This window comes from Arthrobacter sp. OAP107 (assembly GCF_040546765.1).
Classification (GTDB): Bacteria; Actinomycetota; Actinomycetes; order Actinomycetales; family Micrococcaceae; genus Arthrobacter.
In genome coordinates, this window is record NZ_JBEPOK010000001.1 from 826,691 (window position 1) to 844,592 (window position 17,902).

Below are 17,902 nucleotides of genomic sequence, written 5' to 3' on the forward strand. Positions count from 1 at the left end.
ACGATCAGGACTGCTGCTGACCGCCCGCTCCATATCCACCTGCCCGCCCACCTGGCGGACAGGCCGAACAGCCGGCCCCGCATCCAGGGGCCGGCACCGCATGAAACGAGGACACGCCATGGATGAGCACAGCGCCCTGCCCATCGCCGTGATCGGCGCCGGCCCGGTGGGGCTCGCCGCCGCGGCGCACCTGCTCGAACGCGGCCTGGAACCCCTCATCCTGGAAGCCGGGCCCGCCGCCGGAGCCGCCATCGAACAATGGCGCCACATCCGCCTCTTCTCCCCGTGGCGGTACAACCTCGACGACGCCGCCCTCCGCCTCCTCGAAGCCTCCGGCTGGGACGCGCCCCGCCTCACTGCCCTTCCGTACGGCGGGGAACTCATCGACAACTACCTCCTGCCCCTGGCCGCGCTGCCGGGGATCGCCTCCAGGCTCCAGACAGGCGCCCGCGTGGTGGCCGTTACCCGGCAGGGCCTGGACAAGACCCACGTCCGGGACCGGGATACAGTACCGTTTACCGTCCGCGTCGAACACCCGGACGGCGAAACCCGCGACCACACCGTGGCAGCGGTCATCGATGCCTCTGGCACCTGGTCCACGCGCAACCCGTTGGGCAGCTCCGGGCTGCCGGCCATCGGCGAAGAAGCGGCGGCCGCCCGGATCTCCACACCCCTTCCTGACGTCATTGGCCGCGACCGCGACGCATTCGCTGGGCGCCGCGTCCTGGTCGTCGGCTCCGGGCATTCCGCCGCCAATACCCTCATCATCCTGGCGGCGCTCGCCCGGGAGGAACCAGGCACAAGGATCCTGTGGGCGGTCCGGGGCGCCTCGGCCGAGAGGGTCTACGGCGGCGGGGACTCCGACGGGCTGCCTGCCCGCGGCCAGCTCGGCGCCCGGCTTCGCCGCCTCGTCGAAGCCGGCACCATCGAGCTGCACACCGGCTTTGGTATCAGCTCGTTCAAGTCCCTGGATTCCCACGTCACCGTCGGAGCCGTGGACGGCCGCAGGCTGGAAGCCGACATCGTGGTGCCCTGCACCGGTTTCCGCCCGGACCTGGACATGCTGCGCGAAGTCCGGCTCAACCTGGACCCCGCCGTCGAGGCGCCCGTAAAGCTGGGCCCTCTGATCGATCCCGAATTCCACTCCTGCGGCACCGTGCCGCCGCACGGCGCCAAACTCCTCGCCCACCCCGAAAATGACTTCTATATCGTCGGCATGAAGTCCTACGGCAGGGCCCCTACCTTCCTGCTGGCCACCGGTTACGAACAGGTCCGCTCCGTCGCGGCCGCCCTCGCCGGCGACCGCGAGGCCGCCGGCACCGTCCGCCTCGAACTTCCCGAAACCGGCGTCTGCTCCGCGGACGCCGGCACCAGCTGCGACGTCCCGGAGCCCGTGCTCGCCGGCTTTCCCACGGAGCTGGCACACGGCCGCTCCGCCGGAAACTGACCGCTCCGGCAACGGTGAACGGACACCGGTCAAAACCCTGGCCGCATCCCTCCCGAACCCAAACAAGGAAGAATTTCCCTCATGACCCACACCGCACCCACTCCCGAATCCAGCGAGAAGAAGCCCTCCGTCCTGTTCGTCTGTAGCAAGAACGGCGGCAAATCCCAGCTCGCGGCCGGGCTCATGCGGCAGCTCGCCGGCGGCAGCGTCGACGTCTACTCTGCCGGCACAACGCCGGGCAAGGACCTGAACCCCCTCGCCGTCGAATCCCTGACCGAACTCGGCATCGACGTCACCGGCGAACATCCCAAACCGGTCACCGACGGCGTCATCGGCGGCGTTGACGTCGTCGTCGTGCTCGGCACGGAAGCCAAGCTCGAACCCCGGGACGGCACCCGCTTTGAACTCTGGGTACCGGATGAACCCTCAGATCGCGGCATCGACGGCATGGAACGCATGCGCCTCGTCCGCGACGACATCAAAAACCGCGTTCAGGCGCTGGTTGGTGAGCTCCAGCCCGGCCGGTAGCCGCCTGCATTTGTGCTGTGCCGTTGCCGATCCCACTCAGCGCGGGGGCTGAATGTCCGACGGCGGGTGGCCGGCCGGCGTCGGGAACTCGCCGACGGCGCGTGGTGCGGCGGGAACCCGGCGGGCGCCGGGTATCCGTTCGACGGCGGGAGTTCAGCTCCGGACCGGACCGGGCCGGCGGTGAGCGCGCCGAGCTGGATGGCGCCCATCGACATGCAGCGTCCCGCGTTCGGCCCCGGACAGCCTGCCGGTCGAGGTCAGTCCGGCCATGAATTTCCCCCGATAGTCCCCTGGCGTGCGCGGGTTGCACCCCCATCCACCGAGACGCATATCCGGTAAGCGCCCGAAAAGGTTCGGCATGTTAGCTGCATTTTGCGAGATCAAGCGAAATGCCGTGACTGTTCCCCTCCATCGGCCATGCTGCCAGGAAAATGGGCCCGGTCATCGCCCGGAGCGGAGCCCATTCTCTTCATGTGGTGAAGGCCTCTGTACATTCCTGATGCGACTTTCCCCTGTCGAAAATTAATAAGTATGCTTGCTTTCTCTGTGGGTGTGTGGCTATGTGGATGGCTCGGAGCACGATCTCCGGCAGGGCGAATCCTTTCTCTCCTGTACGCACGGGAGGCATTGTGCCGTTCCTGGTGGACGTAGAACGTCTGCACAAGAAGCTGGACCAGTACCAAAGGAGTAACCATGATCAGCAACGAACATATCGACCGTCTGCTCGCCGGTAACGGCAACGTGGTAGGCACCGACGGGGCAAAGATCGGCGGCGTGGGCCAGGTTTACGCTGATGACGACACCGGCCAGCCCAACTGGGTCACCGTCAAGACGGGCCTGTTCGGTACCCGTGAATCCTTCGTCCCCCTCGAGGGAGCCCGGGTGGACGGCGATGACATCGTGGTCCCCTACACGAAGGACCAGGTCAAGGACGCTCCGGGCGTTGACCCGGACGGGCACCTGGACCCTTCCGAGGAGGACCGGCTCTACCAGCACTACAGCCTCAGCGGCGGCCAGCGCACCTACACCGACGCCACAAGCGGCACCGCCGGCGGTGGCTACCGGAGTGATGCAGACGCCGGCGTCGCCGGTGGCTACCGGGACGACGCGGACACGCGGGCGGACAGGGACTACGACGCCCGCGGAACGGTAGGCAGGGATACTTCCGGCCCAACGACCGATGACGCGATGACCCGCTCGGAGGAGCAACTGAACGTCGGCACCGAACGGCAGGCGACCGGTCGGGCGCGGCTGCGCAAGTACGTCGCCACTGAGAATGTCACCCAGACGGTCCCTGTTCAGCGCGAAGAGGTCAGGATCGAGCGTGAACCCATCACGGATGCCAATCGCGACGCCGCCCTGTCCGGCCCGGAACTCAGCGAGGAAGAACACGAAGTCACCCTGCACGAGGAACGCCCCGTGGTGGAGAAGGAAACCGTTCCGGTCGAGCGGGTACGCCTCGACAAGGACACCGTCACCGACGAGGAAACCGTTACCGAAGAGGTCCGCAAGGAACGCATCGAGACCGACGGGATAGACGAAACCCGCAGGTAGCAACCTCAGCACCTCCACGCCAGGGGCCACGGCGGCAAGCCGTGGCCCCCGGGCGTCCCGTTCAAGCCCCCGAGATGCCGATGATGGGTTGCGAACGGCTCAGGACCTGCGCCTCGGGTCCGGCTCCTCCGGCCGCGGGCCCGGCTCCGGCAACGGCCCAGGCACAGGACCGGGATCAGGAGACATCGGATCCGGAGACCCGGGTTCTGGGGACGAAGGGTCCGGCGGGTTAGGGACGACCGGCCCCGGTTCCGACGGAAACGGTTCGGGTTCTGGCAGCGGCGGAATGGTCACTGTGATGCCTCCTGAAAAGTTGCGGCTCCCTGATCGCAGCCCGTATGGCTTCCCCATCCAGGGCTCCTGCGGCCTGTGATCTGGAAGGAGATGAACGTGGGACGGGCCGGGAACCGTCAGGCGGTTCCCCCAATGGCCGACAGCCTCCCGCCTTCCTCGGCGCCAGGCCGTCAGGACGATGGGCTTGAAGTCATTCTTCGCGCTCTCAGCGTCTCTGTGAACCCCTTATGAGCACCGGAACCTTGAGGAAACCCAACGAGCGCTATGAACCGCTACCACTCCCTCAGAAATGGGCTGCGACAAAAGCGGGTGCTCCGCGCCAGCGGGAGCACGAGGACATGGACGACCCCCACAACTCCAAGGTTCGCCGGGAATGCTCCACCACACGGCGGCAGACTAGAGCAAGGCAGATGAAGAATGTGTTCCTCCGTGGAGATCGGACTGGCCGCAACCCCTTCGACGGGGCATCCGGAGAGCCGAACGGCGGCGGTGCAGGCGAAAGGGGCAGAACTGATGACTATTCTCGAGCTTCCCCCATTGGGTGAGTACCGGCAGCGGCACGCCCCACCCCCGGCAGTGCCGGATGTGGATCAGCCAGCCCAACCGGCTCCGGTTGAGACTTCCCAAGGCGGACTTCTGCAGTTTCAGCTCACGCGACTGATCAACGAAATCCTCGCTGATCCGGACCTGGATCCTGAGATGCACGCCTCCCTGCTCGAGCATCTGGTCGCGAACCCCGGTCACCCGGAACTGGCTCTGCTCGCGCACCTCCGCGACGTCCAGAACCCGGATGACCTACCACCCTGCGGGGCCTAGAGGAAACCCTGCGATCCCGCCAGCCGAACCACAACCGCCTGGTCTGAACAGGCGCCCTCCAACGGCGGTTTGCGGCTAGGACCGGGAATGAGGGCAAATCCGCCGCCTTCCCCTGCATCGGCGTAAAGTTGTAACCGGCCGGCGGCGGACAGCCGACTGGTGCCCCCCCACGCCAGCGGCCCCCAGCTCCGTCGTCGGTCCTTTATCCCGCCGTGGTTTTCCTTCTACACTGTGCGGCAGTACTGCAGGCCGGAGTCGTTTTTGGTACAGGCGGCCTTGCCTGGTCATCGAGGATGACCAGGCAATCCGGGATTTGCTCAAGCTGATCCTGATACGAATAGGCTTCGATGTTCATGCTGTGGCCACTGGCGGCCACGGGGTGGCTGCGGCATGGGATCGCCACGGTCCTGGTCACGGTGGATCTAAACCTGCCGGACATGGCCGGCTTGGACGTCGCCCGGCATATCCGGACACGGTCCGAGGCGCCGATGCTGTGCATCACAGCCCGAGTCGATCCTGACGATGAAATGGCCGGCAGGGCCTCCGGAGCCTCGCAGTCAGAGTCGGGCTTCCTCGTCCACGGTTATGTCACTCAGGACCTCGCTGATGAGGCACCGAACCTGCCGTCGGATGATCCATCCGCCAGATGGCGGGGTCAACGGATTAGCTTTCGCCATGGCTGATGCCTTCTGTTCTGCCTTGGCAGTCCCGCATCGTTGCCTGAAATTCATGATCCGGCATGTCCATCACTGCTCCCTTGTGGTGCTGGAATGTTCCCAGAGGCCCTTTGGAGTCAGCAGGGACAGGCAGGGCCCAGAGCCGGTGCGGGCACCAAATTTGAGGGGCGGCGAGCCAAATGGCGCTGGAACCCGCCCCCATTCGAGGGGGCTGGGTCCCCCGTAATCCTCCGGAGAGCTATCGCTTTAGTCGGGACGTACGGCGTTGAGACAGAAAGGGTGACCAACGGGGTCGAGCAGCACGTGCCACTGTTCCGGTGCCGGCTGGTGTTTGGTGGGTGTGGCGCCCAAGGCCACGGCGGCATCCGTTGCCGAGTCCACCTCGTCTACCGGCTGCTTGTGCTGTTGATTCATATCGGGAGTCTCCATAGGGCACTCCCAGAGCCTCAGGATAATGTTTTCAACGGATCTATCAGTACGTGGCGGAAACCGTTTCCATGGTCAGTTCGAGTCCGCCGTCGATTTCGGCCGTGGTAAGCGATGTGTTGATGTCGGAGAGTTCGGCCAGGTTGTGGATGTGGGTGCCGCCGCAGGGGATGTTGGTGCGTCCGTGGGGGAGTTCGCAGACCCAGGTGCGGCGGGCAGAAAGAGCAGGATCGTCTCGTTCGATCCGCACGGCTCCGCCGGCCTTGATCCACTGCGTGAGCTGGGCGTTGACGCGTTCAGCGACGGCGGAGAGGTCATCGAGTGAGGTGGGAGCGAATCCCTTGCGGCGGAGAGATTTTCCGATGCGGTATGTGTCTGTTGATCGGTGGGTGTCGGTGCGCGAACGCTGGATGGCCAGTGCGTCGAAGGCGGGGTTTCCCAGTGCGTCTGTGGGTGCGGGCTTGCTCCATGCTGTTGACAGTGCGGCGTCGAGGGCAAGCGCGGCGAGGTGGCAGGCGGTGTGTGCCGCGGAGAGGGCCGCACGGTGGTTCTGGTCGACGTCGATCTGTGCGGACTCGCCGACCGCAGGTGGTGGGCCTTCGATGATGTGGGCGACCACGAAGGTCCATCCTTCGGTTCCTGTTCTGTGGGCAGGGGCATGCTTCTTAGTCCGTTCGCTCGAGTCTGGGGGAGGAGGGGGGCTGGATTGTCGAGAAATCTGTGATGGTTCACGTGAGTCACGTTCAGCTGCGGGCCGTTAGCCGACGAAGTCGAGATCCGCAGGGCTGGGGTTCTGCTCCGGGTGTGCCGGGCGGCGGCGTCCGCCCCGCTGCGCCGCGGCGCCGGCGAGGACGACGAGCAGGATTCCCAGGGCCTGGATGGGAGAAGGCTGCTGGTGCAGGATGAGCAGTCCGAGGAGGACCCCGAGGGCTGGCTCGAGGGCCATCAGGGTGCCGAACGCTGTGGGCGTCATCTTGCGCAGGGCGAGCATTTCCAGGGCGAACGGCAGCACGGGCAACAGGATAGCGAGCCCGGCCGCGGCGGCCAGGATCCCGAAGGTGAGGTGGCCGGCGGCTTGCGGAATGCCGACGACGGCCGCCGTGGCCGCAGCGATCGGCACAGTCATTGAGAGCGCCCCGATTCCGGTGAAACGGTCCCCGATTCGCTGGGTGAGCAGGATGTAGGCGGCCCAGCCGATTGCTGCCAGCGCGGCGAAGGTGACGCCGGTCAGGTTGAAGTCGCCCTGCCACGGTTCGGTGAGCAGAACGACGCCGAGCAGTGCCACAGCCGGCCAGATGAGGGCCTTCCTGTTGTGGCTGCGCACCGCGGCCACCGTCAGGGGTCCCAGGAACTCGATCGCGACGGCGGTGCCGAGCGGTATGTGCTCGATTGCGGCGAGGAACCCGATCGTCACCAGCCCCGTGGTGATGCCCAGACCGAGCAGCGGGAGCACGTCGCCGCGGCGGACCGAGCGCAGCGGCGGGCGGGCAATCAACACCAGGATGAGGGCTCCCATGCTGAGCCTGAGCCAGGCTGTTCCGGCCGGGCCCACGGTCTCAATCAGATCCACCGACAGGGCAGACCCCAACTGAACTGACAGGATCGCCGTTACGGCCAGTCCCCACGGCGGGACCGGGACGTTCAAAGCGCTACGCAGGCGGCCCATTGTCAGTTCCCTTCATGGAATGAAGGGGCCGGTGCTATCCGACGGCGGGCTGTCCTGACGTCCGGACCAAGCCCCGCCAGCCGTGCCGCCAGGTCGTCGGCGGCGCCGTCCAGTGCCTCATCGGTCATGGGCTGCAGGGCGTCGAGGATGAACAGAGCCGTTGTGGTGTCTTCGCGGAGTTGGGTTCTCCGGCCCTGGCGCCAGTTCCAGCGCCGGCAGGTCACTCCGGCGTCATCGCACCACACCACCTCGCCCGGATCCGGGTGCTCGATCACCTCAGCGCCCCCGGCGGCGGTGTCAAACGCCTCCGTGCCGGCGGCCCGGAGAAGCCGGGCCGCACCGGCATAGCCCGCCAGGTCCTCTCCACCCAGCGGCACCTGATGCAGCACCGAGACGGCGTTGTAGAGGTCGGTCAGCCGGTTCACCCGGGGCAGACCGGACGCCGCGCGGCGCAGCAGGGCCTCCAGGCTGTTGCGGGTGCGCTGCGGCTTGGCGCCGAACGATCTGTAAGCCTCGCGCCACGCAGCCACGTGCGGCAGATCCTCCACAGGCTGGGCGCCCAGTGCTTCGCGGGCCGATGCCTCCGCTGCTTGGAGCAGCGTGTCACTTACCGGATCGCTTGGCCCCGGGACAATCCCGTCGACGGCCAGCAGGACAGCGCGGTAGTCCGGCCGCAGCGAGAACACTGCATCATCGACCCCGGCGCCGTTCAGAAACTCCTGAAGCGTTTCCAGGTCACGCATCGGTCGCCTCCGGCCGGTGTCCGGATCCCACGCCCGGTTCAAAGACCGCCAGGGAGAAACGGGCCGGTTCCTTGCCCACTGCACCATACGAATGCACCACGTCGCCGGGAAAGGACACAGCGTCTCCGGCCTCGAGGACGAACACCTCACCGGCAACCACAACGGAGATGGATCCCTCCTGGACCTGCAGCAGCTCCTTGGTCCCCGGTGAATGCGCTTCGCTCCCGTGCGTATCCCCAGGAACCATCGTCCAGTCCCAAAGTTCAACCACATCGGGCGTCTCTGTCCCGGCCACCAGCACGCCGCGGCCACCGGCGTCCGAACTCCACAATGCAGCACCCTCACCGCGGCGGGTGACCGTCACTGGCCTGCGGCGCGGGAGTTCAACCAACGCGGGCAGTCCAATACCCAGAGCGTCACTGATTCTCAGGAGCGTCCCCACACTGGGATTCGTTGCGCCCTGCTCGACGTTGACCACCATGCGGCGGCTAACACCCGCGGCCTCCGCCAGCTGATCAAGCGTCCACCCCCGCGACTGCCGCTCCTGCTTAACCCGGCCGCCAATCGCTACCGCGAGGGCAGATGTACTCTTATCCATGAGTGCATCATAGTGCACTCTGAGTGCACTGTGCCCCTTTCCAGGCCTCGGATTTCCGCGGCTTCCTGCAATTCGCCACCTGACTGACCGCGGTCATCGGGTGCGGTTCCCCAACGGGCGCCGACTGTGAGGGCGACAGGCGCCGAATTCCTGGAATGCTCCCGCACTCATTCCCATGAGAAGCTGTGCCAAGCACCAAATGCACAGGGGAAGCATGTTTGGATTAGTCGCAGCCGTGCTCGGGCGGCACCCTAAGGAGTGAACGGCATGGACAGCGATGCGGACCAGAGCGGCAGCCAGGCGCTGAAGCACCTCCAGCATCCACGGTTCGCCCGCGCCTACGCGCGTGCAGTCGGGGAAATGAACCGCCGCGGCGCCACCGAACACCGGCGCCGCATGCTGGCCGGACTGCGCGGGACGGTCGTGGAGATCGGCGCGGGGGACGGGTCGGCCTTTGCGCTCTACCCGCCGGCGGTCACCCACGTCCTGGCCCTGGAGCCCGATGACTACCTCAGAGGCCTCGCCCTGAAACGCGCCGCCACGTCCGCCGTCCCGGTGACGGTGAGGGCTGCCGCAGCCGAGCGCATCCCGGCCGGCGACGGCAGTGCGGATGCCGTCGCCGCCAGCCTCGTGCTGTGCAGCGTCGCGGACCAGGCTGCCGCGCTCGCGGAAATCCGGCGCGTCCTCCGCCCGGGCGGGACCCTTGCGTACTACGAGCACGTCCGCTCTGAGAGACCGGTCCTGGCCGCGGCCGAAGACCTGCTGACGCCGGTGTGGCAGCGACTGGCCGGCGGATGCCACCCCAACCGGGATACCCTCGGAGCCATCACGAAGGCGGGGTTCACCATCCAGGACAACCAGCGGTTCGGCTTTGCGGTCCAGTCGATGACGCCGTCCGTGGCTCACATCCTGGGCCACGCCACCAGGGACTGAGCCTGCGGGGTTTCGGCAAGCTCAACCAGCGGCTACGCCAGGTTTTCCTTCAGCAGCGCGCGGTGTTCGACGGCGGCGGCCTGGTGGAGCTTGCGGCCAGCCGCCGTGAGCTTGAGGTAGAGGGAGCGGCGGTCGTCGGCGCAGGACTCGCGGGTCAGCAGCCCGGCCTTCTCCAGCCGGTCCACCACCTTGGAGACCGCGCTCTGGCTCATGGGGGTCCGCTCGCCGAGTTCCTTCATCCGGCACGACGACTTGCTGTTCTCCGCCACCAGGTCCAGGATCTCGAACTCGTTCAGGCCGATGTCGAACTTGGCGTCAAGCGCCCGGTCGAGGGCGCACGAAGTGCGGAAGTATGCGTCCTGGATGCTGCGCCATTGCTCAACCAGCAGGCGGTCCGTCGTCGAAGCCATGCCCCGATTTTACCCGAGAGACGAACTCAAGTCCACGTCATAATATTCCGCGTCATATTCCTTGTCATTGAATGACGTGTCATATAGATTTTCAACCATGACATCACCCACCACCCTCGAACGATCTGCCGGCCCTCTCGCCACGGCCGTACGCTGGACCCGCGCCCAGTGGCTCCTGCTCATGGTTGTCTGCACCGTGCTGGCCCTGGACGGCCTGGATGTGTCCATGGTGGGCGTGGCCCTGCCGTCCATCGGGCACGAACTGAACCTCGGCACGGACTCCCTGCAGTGGATTGTCTCCGCCTACGTCCTCGGCTACGGCAGCCTGCTGCTGCTGGGCGGCCGGCTCGCCGACCTCCTGGGCCGCCGCCGGATCTTCCTCATCGCCCTGTCGGTATTCGCGGCCGCGTCCCTGCTGGGCGGACTCGTGGATGACCCCGCAATCCTCATCGCCACCCGGTTCGTGAAGGGCCTCGCCGCCGCCTTCACCGCGCCCACGGGCTTCTCCATCATCACCACCAACTTCGCCGAGGGCCGCCACCGCAACAAGGCCCTCTCCATCTTCACCACGTTCGGTGCCAGCGGCTTCTCCCTGGGACTCGTCGTCGGCGGCCTGATGACCAGCCTGAGCTGGCGCTGGACCTTCCTGGTCTCCGTGCCGATCGCCGTCCTGGTGGTCATCCTGGGCGCCCGCTTCATCCCGCGGGACACGCCAGACGCCACGGACAGCGGCCATGACATCTGGGGTGCCGTCACCCTCGCGCTGGGCATGCTGGGTCTCGTGTACACGCTGGTGTCCGCACCGGAACGGGGCTGGGGATCTGTGACAACAATCGCCGGATTCATCATCTCCGCCGCGGTGCTGGCAGCCTTCGCCGTCATCGAGAACAAGGTCAGGCACCCGCTGATCCGCTTCGGCATCCTGCGCGAGGGCTGGGTGGCGCGGGCCAATCTCAGCGCGGTGGGGCTGTTCGGCTCCTACCTCAGCTTCCAGTTCATCGTCACGCTGTTCCTGCAGTCCGCCCTGGGCTGGAGCCCGCTGGCGATGGCCCTGGCCCTGCTGCCCACCGGACTGATCGTGGCCACCAGCGCGCCGTTCGCCGACCGCCTGATCAACGTGTTCGGCGCCACCCGGCTGATCCTGGCGGGTCTGGTCTCGATGGGCCTTGGTTACGTCCTGTTCCTCCGGGTGGGTACCACGCCCAACTACGCCCTGGATATCCTGCCCTCGATCATCCTGCTGGGCATCGGCTTCGCCCTGGCTTTCCCGTCCATCAACGTCCAGGCGACCGCCGGCATCAGGGACTCGGAGCAGGGCCTGGCGGCCGGGCTCATCCAGACCAGCACCCAGGTGGGGGCCGCCCTGGTCCTGGCCGTCACCACGGCCATGGTCAGCGGCGGGCATTCCGACGGCGGCCCCGTCCCAAGCGCTGCGGCCATGCTTGAGCAGTACCGCCCGGGGCTGGTGCTGAGTGCCGCCGTCGCCATCGCCGCCCTGCTGGTTGCGGCCCTGCCGGCCCGGCGGCAGGCGGTCGCTCTGGCTGCCTAGGTCTGAAGCGCGTGCCGGGCCGTGCGAACCCGGTCCGGCCGCGCCAGCCGAGGACGCTCACGCCGCCGGCTGCGTCCGGTTCGCATGACCACGTCCGGAACCCGCAGTAACGCCGGCGGCCTGAGCATGGGCTTCAACATTATTCCGCCCATGTAACAGTCAACACCCTGTGCGTCAATATAAAACGAGTGCCCGCTACCTGTCTTTTGGCGGCCGGAGCCACCTGCCTGCGCAGACAAATGGTGTCATGTGTGGGATGCCGCCGGGCAGGGGAGCAGGAGCCCGGGCACCCCCCAAACTGGTGGCCTAGGGCAACTTATATAGGGAAGCCCGAGGTTTTTCCAAGGGCTGGCTATCAGTATTGGCATGTCCCGGCGGGGAGGTCCCGCACCAACCGAACCCCGGGACGGCCGGACCATCAGCACTCCAAATCGTGGCGGGTCCGGCTACCAGGAAGCCGCCGCAGTCCTGCGACGAGCCCAAGGTGGCTACCCCATGGCCCTACGGCTCGTGCAGGCTGCAGCCGCTGACTCCGTCTCAGCCCGTTCTCCGCAGGGTGGGAGCAGATCCTGGTAGGGAACACGCAGGGTTTGCACAGGATCACCCGGAGGAACCACCGTTGCGGGGTTTTGGACCCTAGCCTTGGAATGTGCCCAGAACACCTGCCACCGCCACCGCTGACCAACAGGCCTCCAAGGAGCCTGAGAAGCCACTCACTGCCCGGCTGCCCGGATGCCTGGCCAACGTGGCCGGCGGCAGCCATGTGCCCGGCCCCGTGGCGTGGGTCGACGCCGAGGTGCTGCGGGACCTCGAGGAGCAGTTCGCCGGACCCTGGATTGTCCAGCGGTTCATTCATGACTACGTCTCGCTGTGGCAGCGGCGCCATGAGACCCTGGCGGACGCCATCGAACGGCAGGATACGGAGGCCGCGCTGGATGCCGCCATCAGCCTGAAAGTTTCCTCGTCCATGGTGGGCGCCACTTCCTTGGCACGCCTCGCGCAGAAGCTGCAGGAAACCATCCAGGCAGGAAACTTTCCGGCGGGCGAGGAACTGCTGTCCGCCGTCGGTGTCTGCGGGCGCGCGACAGTCAACGAACTCGTTGCCGGCCACACGAAGCAGGGAGCGATCCGGTCAGCTACACCGCATGGTGAACCGGGCCCGCGGTTCCCGCGGCAAGCATCGCCTCTATCCGGGTTCGCAGCTCACGGGGACGGAACGGCTTCGTGATGTACTCGTCGGCCCCGCAGTGGAGCGCTTCCTCGATATCGGCTTCGTCGGCGCGGCCCGTGAGCATCACGGCCCGGGCGGCGCTGAAGGGCCGGATGCGCCGCAGGACTTCGAAACCGTCAATGTCCGGAAGTCCGACGTCGACAGTCACAACACGGGGAAGCCGGCACCGCACCAGGTCCACCCCCTCGAGTCCGCTAGCCGCGGTGTAGACGGCAAATCCCGTCTGTTCCAGGACTGCGCGCAGAAGATTGCGCATATCGGCGTCGTCCTCAATGACGACTGCCACTCCCAATCCGGTCATGGTCAAACTCCACGTCTGGCGGGTGCTTGAGCCGGCCCAGCACCAACTCCAAGTTCACCGCCCACACCACACGCTACAAGTCTTGGAGCCGTTTTTCAGCATAAAATTTGCTGGGTTGGAAAAAGCGGCCACATGACGGGTTAGGACAGCACCAGCCACACGCCCAGTGCTCCGAGCGCAACGCAGGCGCCGGCGGTCCAGAAAACGGCTGCGATGTCCGGTGACAGATGCCCTGCCCTGACCCCTTCGACGCTGCGCCGGTAGCGCCGCCGCTGGGTGGCGTAGATGCCGGTTCCGGCGGCGACAGTGAGGCCGAACATCGCCAGCACGAACGGTCCCTGGTCCGGCAGCCAGCGCAGGCACACCGCGCTCGCGGCGATCAGGGTCAGGACCGTCCGGCCCCACGCCAAAGCGGTGCGTTCGGGCTGCAGCCCGGGGTCGCCGTCGAGCGGTCCGTCAATTCGGTGTGGACCGTCGCCGGGCAGGGGGGCGGTGGCCGGGTTTTCGTCCATGGTTCAGGACAGGACGACGACGGCGATCACCACCGCCGCCGCGACGGCGCAGCCGGCGGCGAGCAACGGACCGATCAGCGGCAGGGGCAGCGGCCGGTTCGACCGCAGACTGGATTCAACCCGCAGCCAGCGGATGGCGGAGCCCGCGCTCAGCAGCATCCCTAACAAAAGGAGCAGGACTGACAGCGCGCGGCGGATGGGTTCGGGGAAGACGTCGGTGGTGAAGGCCTCCACCGCGATGCCCCCGGCCAGGAGCGCCAGGGACGTACGGATCCAGGCCAGGAAGGTCCTCTCATTGGCCAGGGTAAAGCGCGGATCAGGCTCGGTGCCGCCGGGCAGGAGCTTCTCGGCGAACCGGCTTCTGCGGGAGTCGGGGCCGGGCGGGGGAGCGGGGGTGGACGGCACCGTCACAGTCTAGCCAGTGCCGTTGTTAACAGCTTTGTGAAATTCTTGTCACACACGGGTCAAGACGGCTCACCTGCGCTTATGATGCATGCGGAGGCAGAAAGTCCAGCCAGCGGCCAGCTGCCCGGAACCAGAGGAGTGCCCATTGGACAACACCCGGTTCCCTGATGACGACAGCTGGCCGGAGGACGACGGGCCCGCTTCCGAGACCCCGCTGGTGCGCGAGCAGGCCTACGAGATCATCGACGCGGTCCTCTCCGGAACGGATCCGGAAGGGGCAAAGGTCCGGGACCGGCTGCGGGAGCACGTGGCAGCGCATCCCGGCAATCCGGAGGCAGCGCTCCATGAGCACCTGGTCTTCACCCGCTCGCTCGCCCGGGAAGCCGGTGACAGGCCCAACCCCGGCAATCAGGATGTGCACCGGCACCCGGCCCAAAGTCAGATCAGTGTCCCCGGCCACGGCCAGGCGGCCATCGAGGCTGTCCTGCACGGCGGCATGCTGGTCACCGCGTTCCAGCCGATCCACGACCTGCGCCGCGGCGGCGTTATCGGCGCTGAAGCCCTGACGCGTTTCCTATGGGAGCCGGACGGGGACGGTGCGGGCTCCTGGTTCAAGAATGCCGCCGCCGTCGGCTTGGGCGCGGACCTGGAGTTCTCAGCGCTGCAGGCGGCTGTGGCCGCGGCGCAGAACCTGCCGCCCGGGCTGGTCGTGGCGTTAAACCTCTCCCCGGCCGTCTGCCTGGATCCCCGGCTGCCGGGGTTCCTGGAACACGCGCCCCTGGAACCCGCCCGGATCATGCTGGAACTCACCGAACCGCTCCAGCCCGAGCAACTGGGCCCCCTGCTGGACGTCCTGACGCCACTGCGCGGTTCCGGCATGGGGCTGGCAGTCGACGAGGCGGGAACGGATGCTGCCTCGATGCGGCACATCCGGGCCCTCCGGCCTGACGTCATCAAGATCGGACGCGCCCTGGTCAGAGGGATCGAGGCCGATCCCGGCCGCCAGTACCTGGTCGCAGACCTGGTTGAATTCGGACGCCAGACCGGAGCCGCGCTGGCCGCCGTCGGCATCGAAACCGCCGACGAACTTACGGTCCTCACCCGGCTGGCAGTGGCCGCCGGCCAGGGCCATTTCCTGGGGCAGCCCACGGTCCATGTGAAGGAATGGGCCACTTGGGCCGGTCCCGCCTCGGCGAACGGCCAAAGCGGACACGGACGCCACACTGCCGCCGGGCCGGAACAGCTGAACGGACATTAACGGCTCCGGATAGGCCCAAGGACCGGCACGTACTGCCGGCCCGCCGGCGCCGTATGTCAAGACATGCCCTTTTATCGAAAGAACCCCAAGATTTCCCTAGGCTGCCCCCGGCAACATCAAGTCCTGTCTGAAAATCGCAATTGGGGGCGACATGGACCTGTGTTTCTCATCTAACCGCGGTCTCCAATTCCCAGGAGGCCGGCCATGGCAGTACTAGACGTGCACATCAACGACGGTTTCGTTCCCATGGTGGACGGTTCACTGGTGTACCACCGGGGATTCGGGGACCGCCGTACTGCGGTCAATGATCCGAACCCGGCGCTGGCACTGAGCCCGCGGGTCATCACCGCCAACGGCCGGGTGGTGGCCAGCCGGACCTATCCGCTGGGCGCACCTGTGCCGCCGCACGGCAGGCCGCAACCGCTGCGGCCGGACCCTGCTTTCACCCGGCAGTTCCTTGCCCGGCGGGGCTACTGGGCCAGCTTCTTTCCGCCCCGGACCCTGATTGCGGAGACCGGCAGCACCATCGAGATCATGGTGCACAACAACCTGGCGCAGCCGCACGAGATCCGGTTCCACCGTGCCGGGCCGGGCGGTGCGGACATCGGATCCGGTCCGGTGGCGCCGGGAAAAACGAAACTGCTGCGCTTTCCGGCGCCGCTGCCCGGGACCTACGTGTATACCGATCCGGGCAACCAACCCGTGGAACGGGTTCTGGGCCTGTACGGCGGCCTGGTGGTGATCGATCCGCGCAACGCGTGGCGGCTGGCCCCGGGTAAGGCTGAGTTCGAGCGCCAGTGGCTGTGGCTGTGCCACGACGTCGACTCCAACTGGGCCCGGATCGCGTCGAGGGGGCAGACCGTGGACCCGCTCGCCACTCCGGCCGTGCCGAACTACTTCACCATCAACGGATTCTCCGGTTTCCAGTCCCTGGCCGTCACCACTGACCTGGCGTTCAACGACCGCCGGCACGAGGACACGCTGCCCTCGGGACATCCGCGGGAGACGGACGTGCGCAACTTCAGCGCCAGCCCTTCCGCCGGGGCCGTCCGTACCGGGCATCTCATGCGGATGCTCAACGCAGGCGTAGTGGACCACCAGCTCCACTACCACGGCAACCACGTCTGGACCGTGCGCGCCAACGGCATCGACTTTCCCCGGTCCAACGGCCGGGTCTCGCCGCAGGGCGACGTGCAGCTCCAGCAGTGGGAGGACACCATCCAGCTGCAACCCCTGGAACGGAAGGAGTCGGTCCTCCCGGTCCGGCGGCCGCCGGACACGGTCGATCAGGTGTGGAACGCCAGGAACGAGGACTGGACTTATCCCATGCACTGCCACGCGGAGCCGTCCCAGACAGCGCGCGGCGGGATGTACCCGGGCGGGCTTGTGGCGGACTGGGTGCTGGCCGCCCAAGCCGCCCCCGCGCAAGGGGCGCCACCTACCGCTGCGGATCCGCACCACACGTTCCCGAGCCAGGTCGCCTTCTCATCCGACCAGCCGCACGAGGGCAGTCCCAAGACCGAGTTCCCGCTCAAGCCGGACGTGTTCCTTGAGATGGACTTCTTCAACAGGAAGTTCGTGTTCCCGGACGGCTCCGAGCATGAGATGTGGAGCTTCGAGGGCAACAAGTTTGGCCGCCAGATTCCGGGGACCACGGTGCGGATGCAGGAGGGGCAGCTGTTCCAGGCCACCCTGAAGCCCAGCAAGAGGGTCCACACCATCCACTGGCACGGCATCGAACCGGACCCGCGCAACGACGGGGTGGGCCACACCTCCTTCGAGGTGTCGGGGCATTACACGTACCAGTGGAGGCCCGACGTCGGCGAACGGGGCAACCCTAACCGCGGTGCGGCGGGCACGTACTTCTACCACTGCCATGTCAATACCCCGCTGCATGTGCAGATGGGCATGTTCGGTCCCATCGTCGTCGATCCCCGGCCCAACCCGGCCATGCCGGCGCCCGCCGGGACCCGGCGCCACTCGTTCGAAGGTCCGCTGTATGACGCCGCCACCGAGACCCTGATCGCGCCGTACTCCCTTGATCCGCGGTGGCACGAACTGAACCATGCGGCGGGGCTCAATGGTGAGGATGTGGGGCTGAACCGCTTTGAGCCCAAGCACTTCTTCCTCATCGGCGGCAACATCCCTAACCGTCCGAGGGGCGACGACGTGGTCTGGGCTATCTCCCAGATGCGGGCCAACGTTGCCGGGAACGGCAGGTACCCCACGCTGGTGCGCTTGCTGAACGTGGATTACTTTCCCACGCTGACAACGATCACGGACGCGGCAGGCAAACCGGCCCGGATCGCAGAACTGATCGCCCATGACGGCCGGCCGTTCTGGATCACCTCGAACCCGGCAGGCCCGGCGGTACAGCCGTCCATTGCCGGCCAGCCGCTCCTGACCAACATCATCAAGTCCGGCGCGGCGGAGAAGTTCGACTTCCTGCTCCATCCGCCGACGCCGGGGAAGTACACCATCAGCATAAGCTTCCTGCATTGGGTCACGTCGGAGGTGCTCGCCACCCGCACCGTTACGGTAACCGCCGCCTGAC

The 17,902-nt window shown here is 66.8% G+C and carries 18 protein-coding genes and 1 pseudogene; 10 read left to right on the forward strand and 9 right to left on the reverse strand.

The window, feature by feature from the left end; genetic code table 11:
- Positions 1 to 118: 118 nt before the first annotated feature.
- From ABIE00_RS03850 to ABIE00_RS03870, 5 genes are all read left to right on the forward strand, one after another.
- The gene (locus ABIE00_RS03850) at positions 119 to 1,447 is read left to right on the forward strand and encodes an FAD-dependent oxidoreductase (protein WP_354256948.1); all 1,329 of its coding nucleotides are present in this window, start codon (positions 119 to 121) and stop codon (positions 1,445 to 1,447) included.
- Positions 1,448 to 1,528: 81 nt separating this feature from the next.
- Complete coding sequence (locus tag ABIE00_RS03855; RefSeq protein ID WP_354256951.1) at positions 1,529 to 1,975, forward strand: arsenate-mycothiol transferase ArsC; 447 nt, start codon at positions 1,529 to 1,531, stop codon at positions 1,973 to 1,975.
- Between the two features lie 693 nt (positions 1,976 to 2,668).
- Positions 2,669 to 3,529, forward strand: coding sequence for a DUF2382 domain-containing protein (locus ABIE00_RS03860; RefSeq protein ID WP_354256953.1), 861 nt, complete (start codon positions 2,669 to 2,671; stop codon positions 3,527 to 3,529).
- Between the two features lie 807 nt (positions 3,530 to 4,336).
- Positions 4,337 to 4,639, forward strand: a complete 303-nt coding sequence (locus ABIE00_RS03865) for a hypothetical protein (RefSeq protein WP_354256956.1) — start codon at positions 4,337 to 4,339, stop codon at positions 4,637 to 4,639.
- A gap of 353 nt (positions 4,640 to 4,992) precedes the next feature.
- On the forward strand, positions 4,993 to 5,322 hold the full coding sequence (locus ABIE00_RS03870) for a response regulator transcription factor (protein WP_354256958.1): 330 nt from the start codon (positions 4,993 to 4,995) through the stop codon (positions 5,320 to 5,322).
- Between the two features lie 240 nt (positions 5,323 to 5,562).
- On the opposite strand, the gene ABIE00_RS03875 is transcribed toward ABIE00_RS03870, so the two are convergent.
- The 5 genes from ABIE00_RS03875 to ABIE00_RS03895 all read right to left on the reverse strand — a co-directional run bounded on the left by ABIE00_RS03875 (position 5,563) and on the right by ABIE00_RS03895 (position 8,749).
- Positions 5,563 to 5,730 (reverse strand): VOC family protein, encoded by a 168-nt coding sequence (locus tag ABIE00_RS03875; protein ID WP_354256961.1) that lies wholly within the window; start codon positions 5,728 to 5,730, stop codon positions 5,563 to 5,565.
- Between the two features lie 58 nt (positions 5,731 to 5,788).
- Positions 5,789 to 6,361 (reverse strand): alanyl-tRNA editing protein, encoded by a 573-nt coding sequence (locus tag ABIE00_RS03880; protein WP_354256963.1) that lies wholly within the window; start codon positions 6,359 to 6,361, stop codon positions 5,789 to 5,791.
- A 138-nt stretch (positions 6,362 to 6,499) separates the two neighbouring features.
- Positions 6,500 to 7,408 carry an EamA family transporter gene (locus ABIE00_RS03885; RefSeq protein WP_502914195.1) on the reverse strand — a complete coding sequence of 303 codons (909 nt, stop codon included), beginning with the start codon at positions 7,406 to 7,408 and terminating at the stop codon, positions 6,500 to 6,502.
- Between the two features lie 2 nt (positions 7,409 to 7,410).
- On the reverse strand, positions 7,411 to 8,151 hold the full coding sequence (locus tag ABIE00_RS03890; RefSeq protein WP_354256966.1) for a B3/B4 domain-containing protein: 741 nt from the start codon (positions 8,149 to 8,151) through the stop codon (positions 7,411 to 7,413).
- On the reverse strand, positions 8,144 to 8,749 hold the full coding sequence (locus tag ABIE00_RS03895) for a helix-turn-helix domain-containing protein (protein WP_354256969.1): 606 nt from the start codon (positions 8,747 to 8,749) through the stop codon (positions 8,144 to 8,146). Before ABIE00_RS03895 ends, ABIE00_RS03890 begins: the two co-directional genes overlap by 8 nt.
- A gap of 267 nt (positions 8,750 to 9,016) precedes the next feature.
- Here ABIE00_RS03895 and ABIE00_RS03900 point away from each other — a divergent pair, with 267 nt between their 5' ends.
- On the forward strand, positions 9,017 to 9,682 hold the full coding sequence (locus ABIE00_RS03900) for a class I SAM-dependent methyltransferase (RefSeq protein ID WP_354256971.1): 666 nt from the start codon (positions 9,017 to 9,019) through the stop codon (positions 9,680 to 9,682).
- A 32-nt stretch (positions 9,683 to 9,714) separates the two neighbouring features.
- Here the strand turns inward: ABIE00_RS03900 and ABIE00_RS03905 are convergent, their stop codons facing one another.
- Positions 9,715 to 10,092, reverse strand: a complete 378-nt coding sequence (locus ABIE00_RS03905; RefSeq protein ID WP_331574605.1) for a MarR family winged helix-turn-helix transcriptional regulator — start codon at positions 10,090 to 10,092, stop codon at positions 9,715 to 9,717.
- Between the two features lie 97 nt (positions 10,093 to 10,189).
- Between ABIE00_RS03905 and ABIE00_RS03910 the strand changes: the two genes are divergently transcribed.
- Positions 10,190 to 11,641, forward strand: a complete 1,452-nt coding sequence (locus ABIE00_RS03910; RefSeq protein ID WP_354256974.1) for an MFS transporter — start codon at positions 10,190 to 10,192, stop codon at positions 11,639 to 11,641.
- 796 nt (positions 11,642 to 12,437) lie between these two features.
- Positions 12,438 to 12,869: an Hpt domain-containing protein gene (locus ABIE00_RS03915; RefSeq protein ID WP_502914269.1), complete on the forward strand. Its 432-nt coding sequence runs from the start codon at positions 12,438 to 12,440 to the stop codon at positions 12,867 to 12,869.
- Here ABIE00_RS03915 and ABIE00_RS03920 read toward each other — a convergent pair.
- The 3 genes and pseudogenes from ABIE00_RS03920 to ABIE00_RS03930 form a co-directional block, all read right to left on the reverse strand.
- Positions 12,817 to 13,173: pseudogene (locus ABIE00_RS03920) on the reverse strand (response regulator transcription factor); the annotation flags it as partial. The gene ABIE00_RS03915 and the pseudogene ABIE00_RS03920 sit on opposite strands and share 53 nt — an antisense overlap.
- Positions 13,174 to 13,313: 140 nt before the next feature.
- Positions 13,314 to 13,685, reverse strand: coding sequence for a DUF202 domain-containing protein (locus ABIE00_RS03925; protein WP_354256980.1), 372 nt, complete (start codon positions 13,683 to 13,685; stop codon positions 13,314 to 13,316).
- 3 nt (positions 13,686 to 13,688) lie between these two features.
- Positions 13,689 to 14,090, reverse strand: a complete 402-nt coding sequence (locus ABIE00_RS03930) for a YidH family protein (protein ID WP_354256982.1) — start codon at positions 14,088 to 14,090, stop codon at positions 13,689 to 13,691.
- 145 nt (positions 14,091 to 14,235) lie between these two features.
- Here ABIE00_RS03930 and ABIE00_RS03935 point away from each other — a divergent pair, with 145 nt between their 5' ends.
- Positions 14,236 to 15,348: an EAL domain-containing protein gene (locus ABIE00_RS03935; RefSeq protein WP_354256984.1), complete on the forward strand. Its 1,113-nt coding sequence runs from the start codon at positions 14,236 to 14,238 to the stop codon at positions 15,346 to 15,348.
- 204 nt (positions 15,349 to 15,552) lie between these two features.
- Positions 15,553 to 17,901, forward strand: coding sequence for a multicopper oxidase domain-containing protein (locus ABIE00_RS03940; RefSeq protein ID WP_354256987.1), 2,349 nt, complete (start codon positions 15,553 to 15,555; stop codon positions 17,899 to 17,901).
- The last annotated feature ends 1 nt before the right edge of the window (position 17,902 follow it).

Bases quoted from the DNA above. Each gene is read 5' to 3' on its own strand.
- ABIE00_RS03850 (WP_354256948.1), top strand. From the start codon at position 119: ATGGATGAGCACAGCGCCCTGCCCATCGCCGTGATCGGCGCCGGCCCG.
- ABIE00_RS03870 (WP_354256958.1), top strand. From the start codon at position 4,993: ATGCTGTGGCCACTGGCGGCCACGGGGTGGCTGCGGCATGGGATCGCC.
- ABIE00_RS03865 (WP_354256956.1), top strand. From the start codon at position 4,337: ATGACTATTCTCGAGCTTCCCCCATTGGGTGAGTACCGGCAGCGGCAC.
- ABIE00_RS03890 (WP_354256966.1), bottom strand. From the start codon at position 8,151: ATGCGTGACCTGGAAACGCTTCAGGAGTTTCTGAACGGCGCCGGGGTC.
- ABIE00_RS03860 (WP_354256953.1), top strand. From the start codon at position 2,669: ATGATCAGCAACGAACATATCGACCGTCTGCTCGCCGGTAACGGCAAC.
- ABIE00_RS03885 (WP_502914195.1), bottom strand. From the start codon at position 7,408: ATGGGCCGCCTGCGTAGCGCTTTGAACGTCCCGGTCCCGCCGTGGGGA.
- ABIE00_RS03875 (WP_354256961.1), bottom strand. From the start codon at position 5,730: ATGAATCAACAGCACAAGCAGCCGGTAGACGAGGTGGACTCGGCAACG.
- ABIE00_RS03855 (WP_354256951.1), top strand. From the start codon at position 1,529: ATGACCCACACCGCACCCACTCCCGAATCCAGCGAGAAGAAGCCCTCC.
- ABIE00_RS03905 (WP_331574605.1), bottom strand. From the start codon at position 10,092: ATGGCTTCGACGACGGACCGCCTGCTGGTTGAGCAATGGCGCAGCATC.
- ABIE00_RS03940 (WP_354256987.1), top strand. From the start codon at position 15,553: ATGGCAGTACTAGACGTGCACATCAACGACGGTTTCGTTCCCATGGTG.
- ABIE00_RS03925 (WP_354256980.1), bottom strand. From the start codon at position 13,685: ATGGACGAAAACCCGGCCACCGCCCCCCTGCCCGGCGACGGTCCACAC.
- ABIE00_RS03895 (WP_354256969.1), bottom strand. From the start codon at position 8,749: ATGGATAAGAGTACATCTGCCCTCGCGGTAGCGATTGGCGGCCGGGTT.
- ABIE00_RS03900 (WP_354256971.1), top strand. From the start codon at position 9,017: ATGGACAGCGATGCGGACCAGAGCGGCAGCCAGGCGCTGAAGCACCTC.
- ABIE00_RS03910 (WP_354256974.1), top strand. From the start codon at position 10,190: ATGACATCACCCACCACCCTCGAACGATCTGCCGGCCCTCTCGCCACG.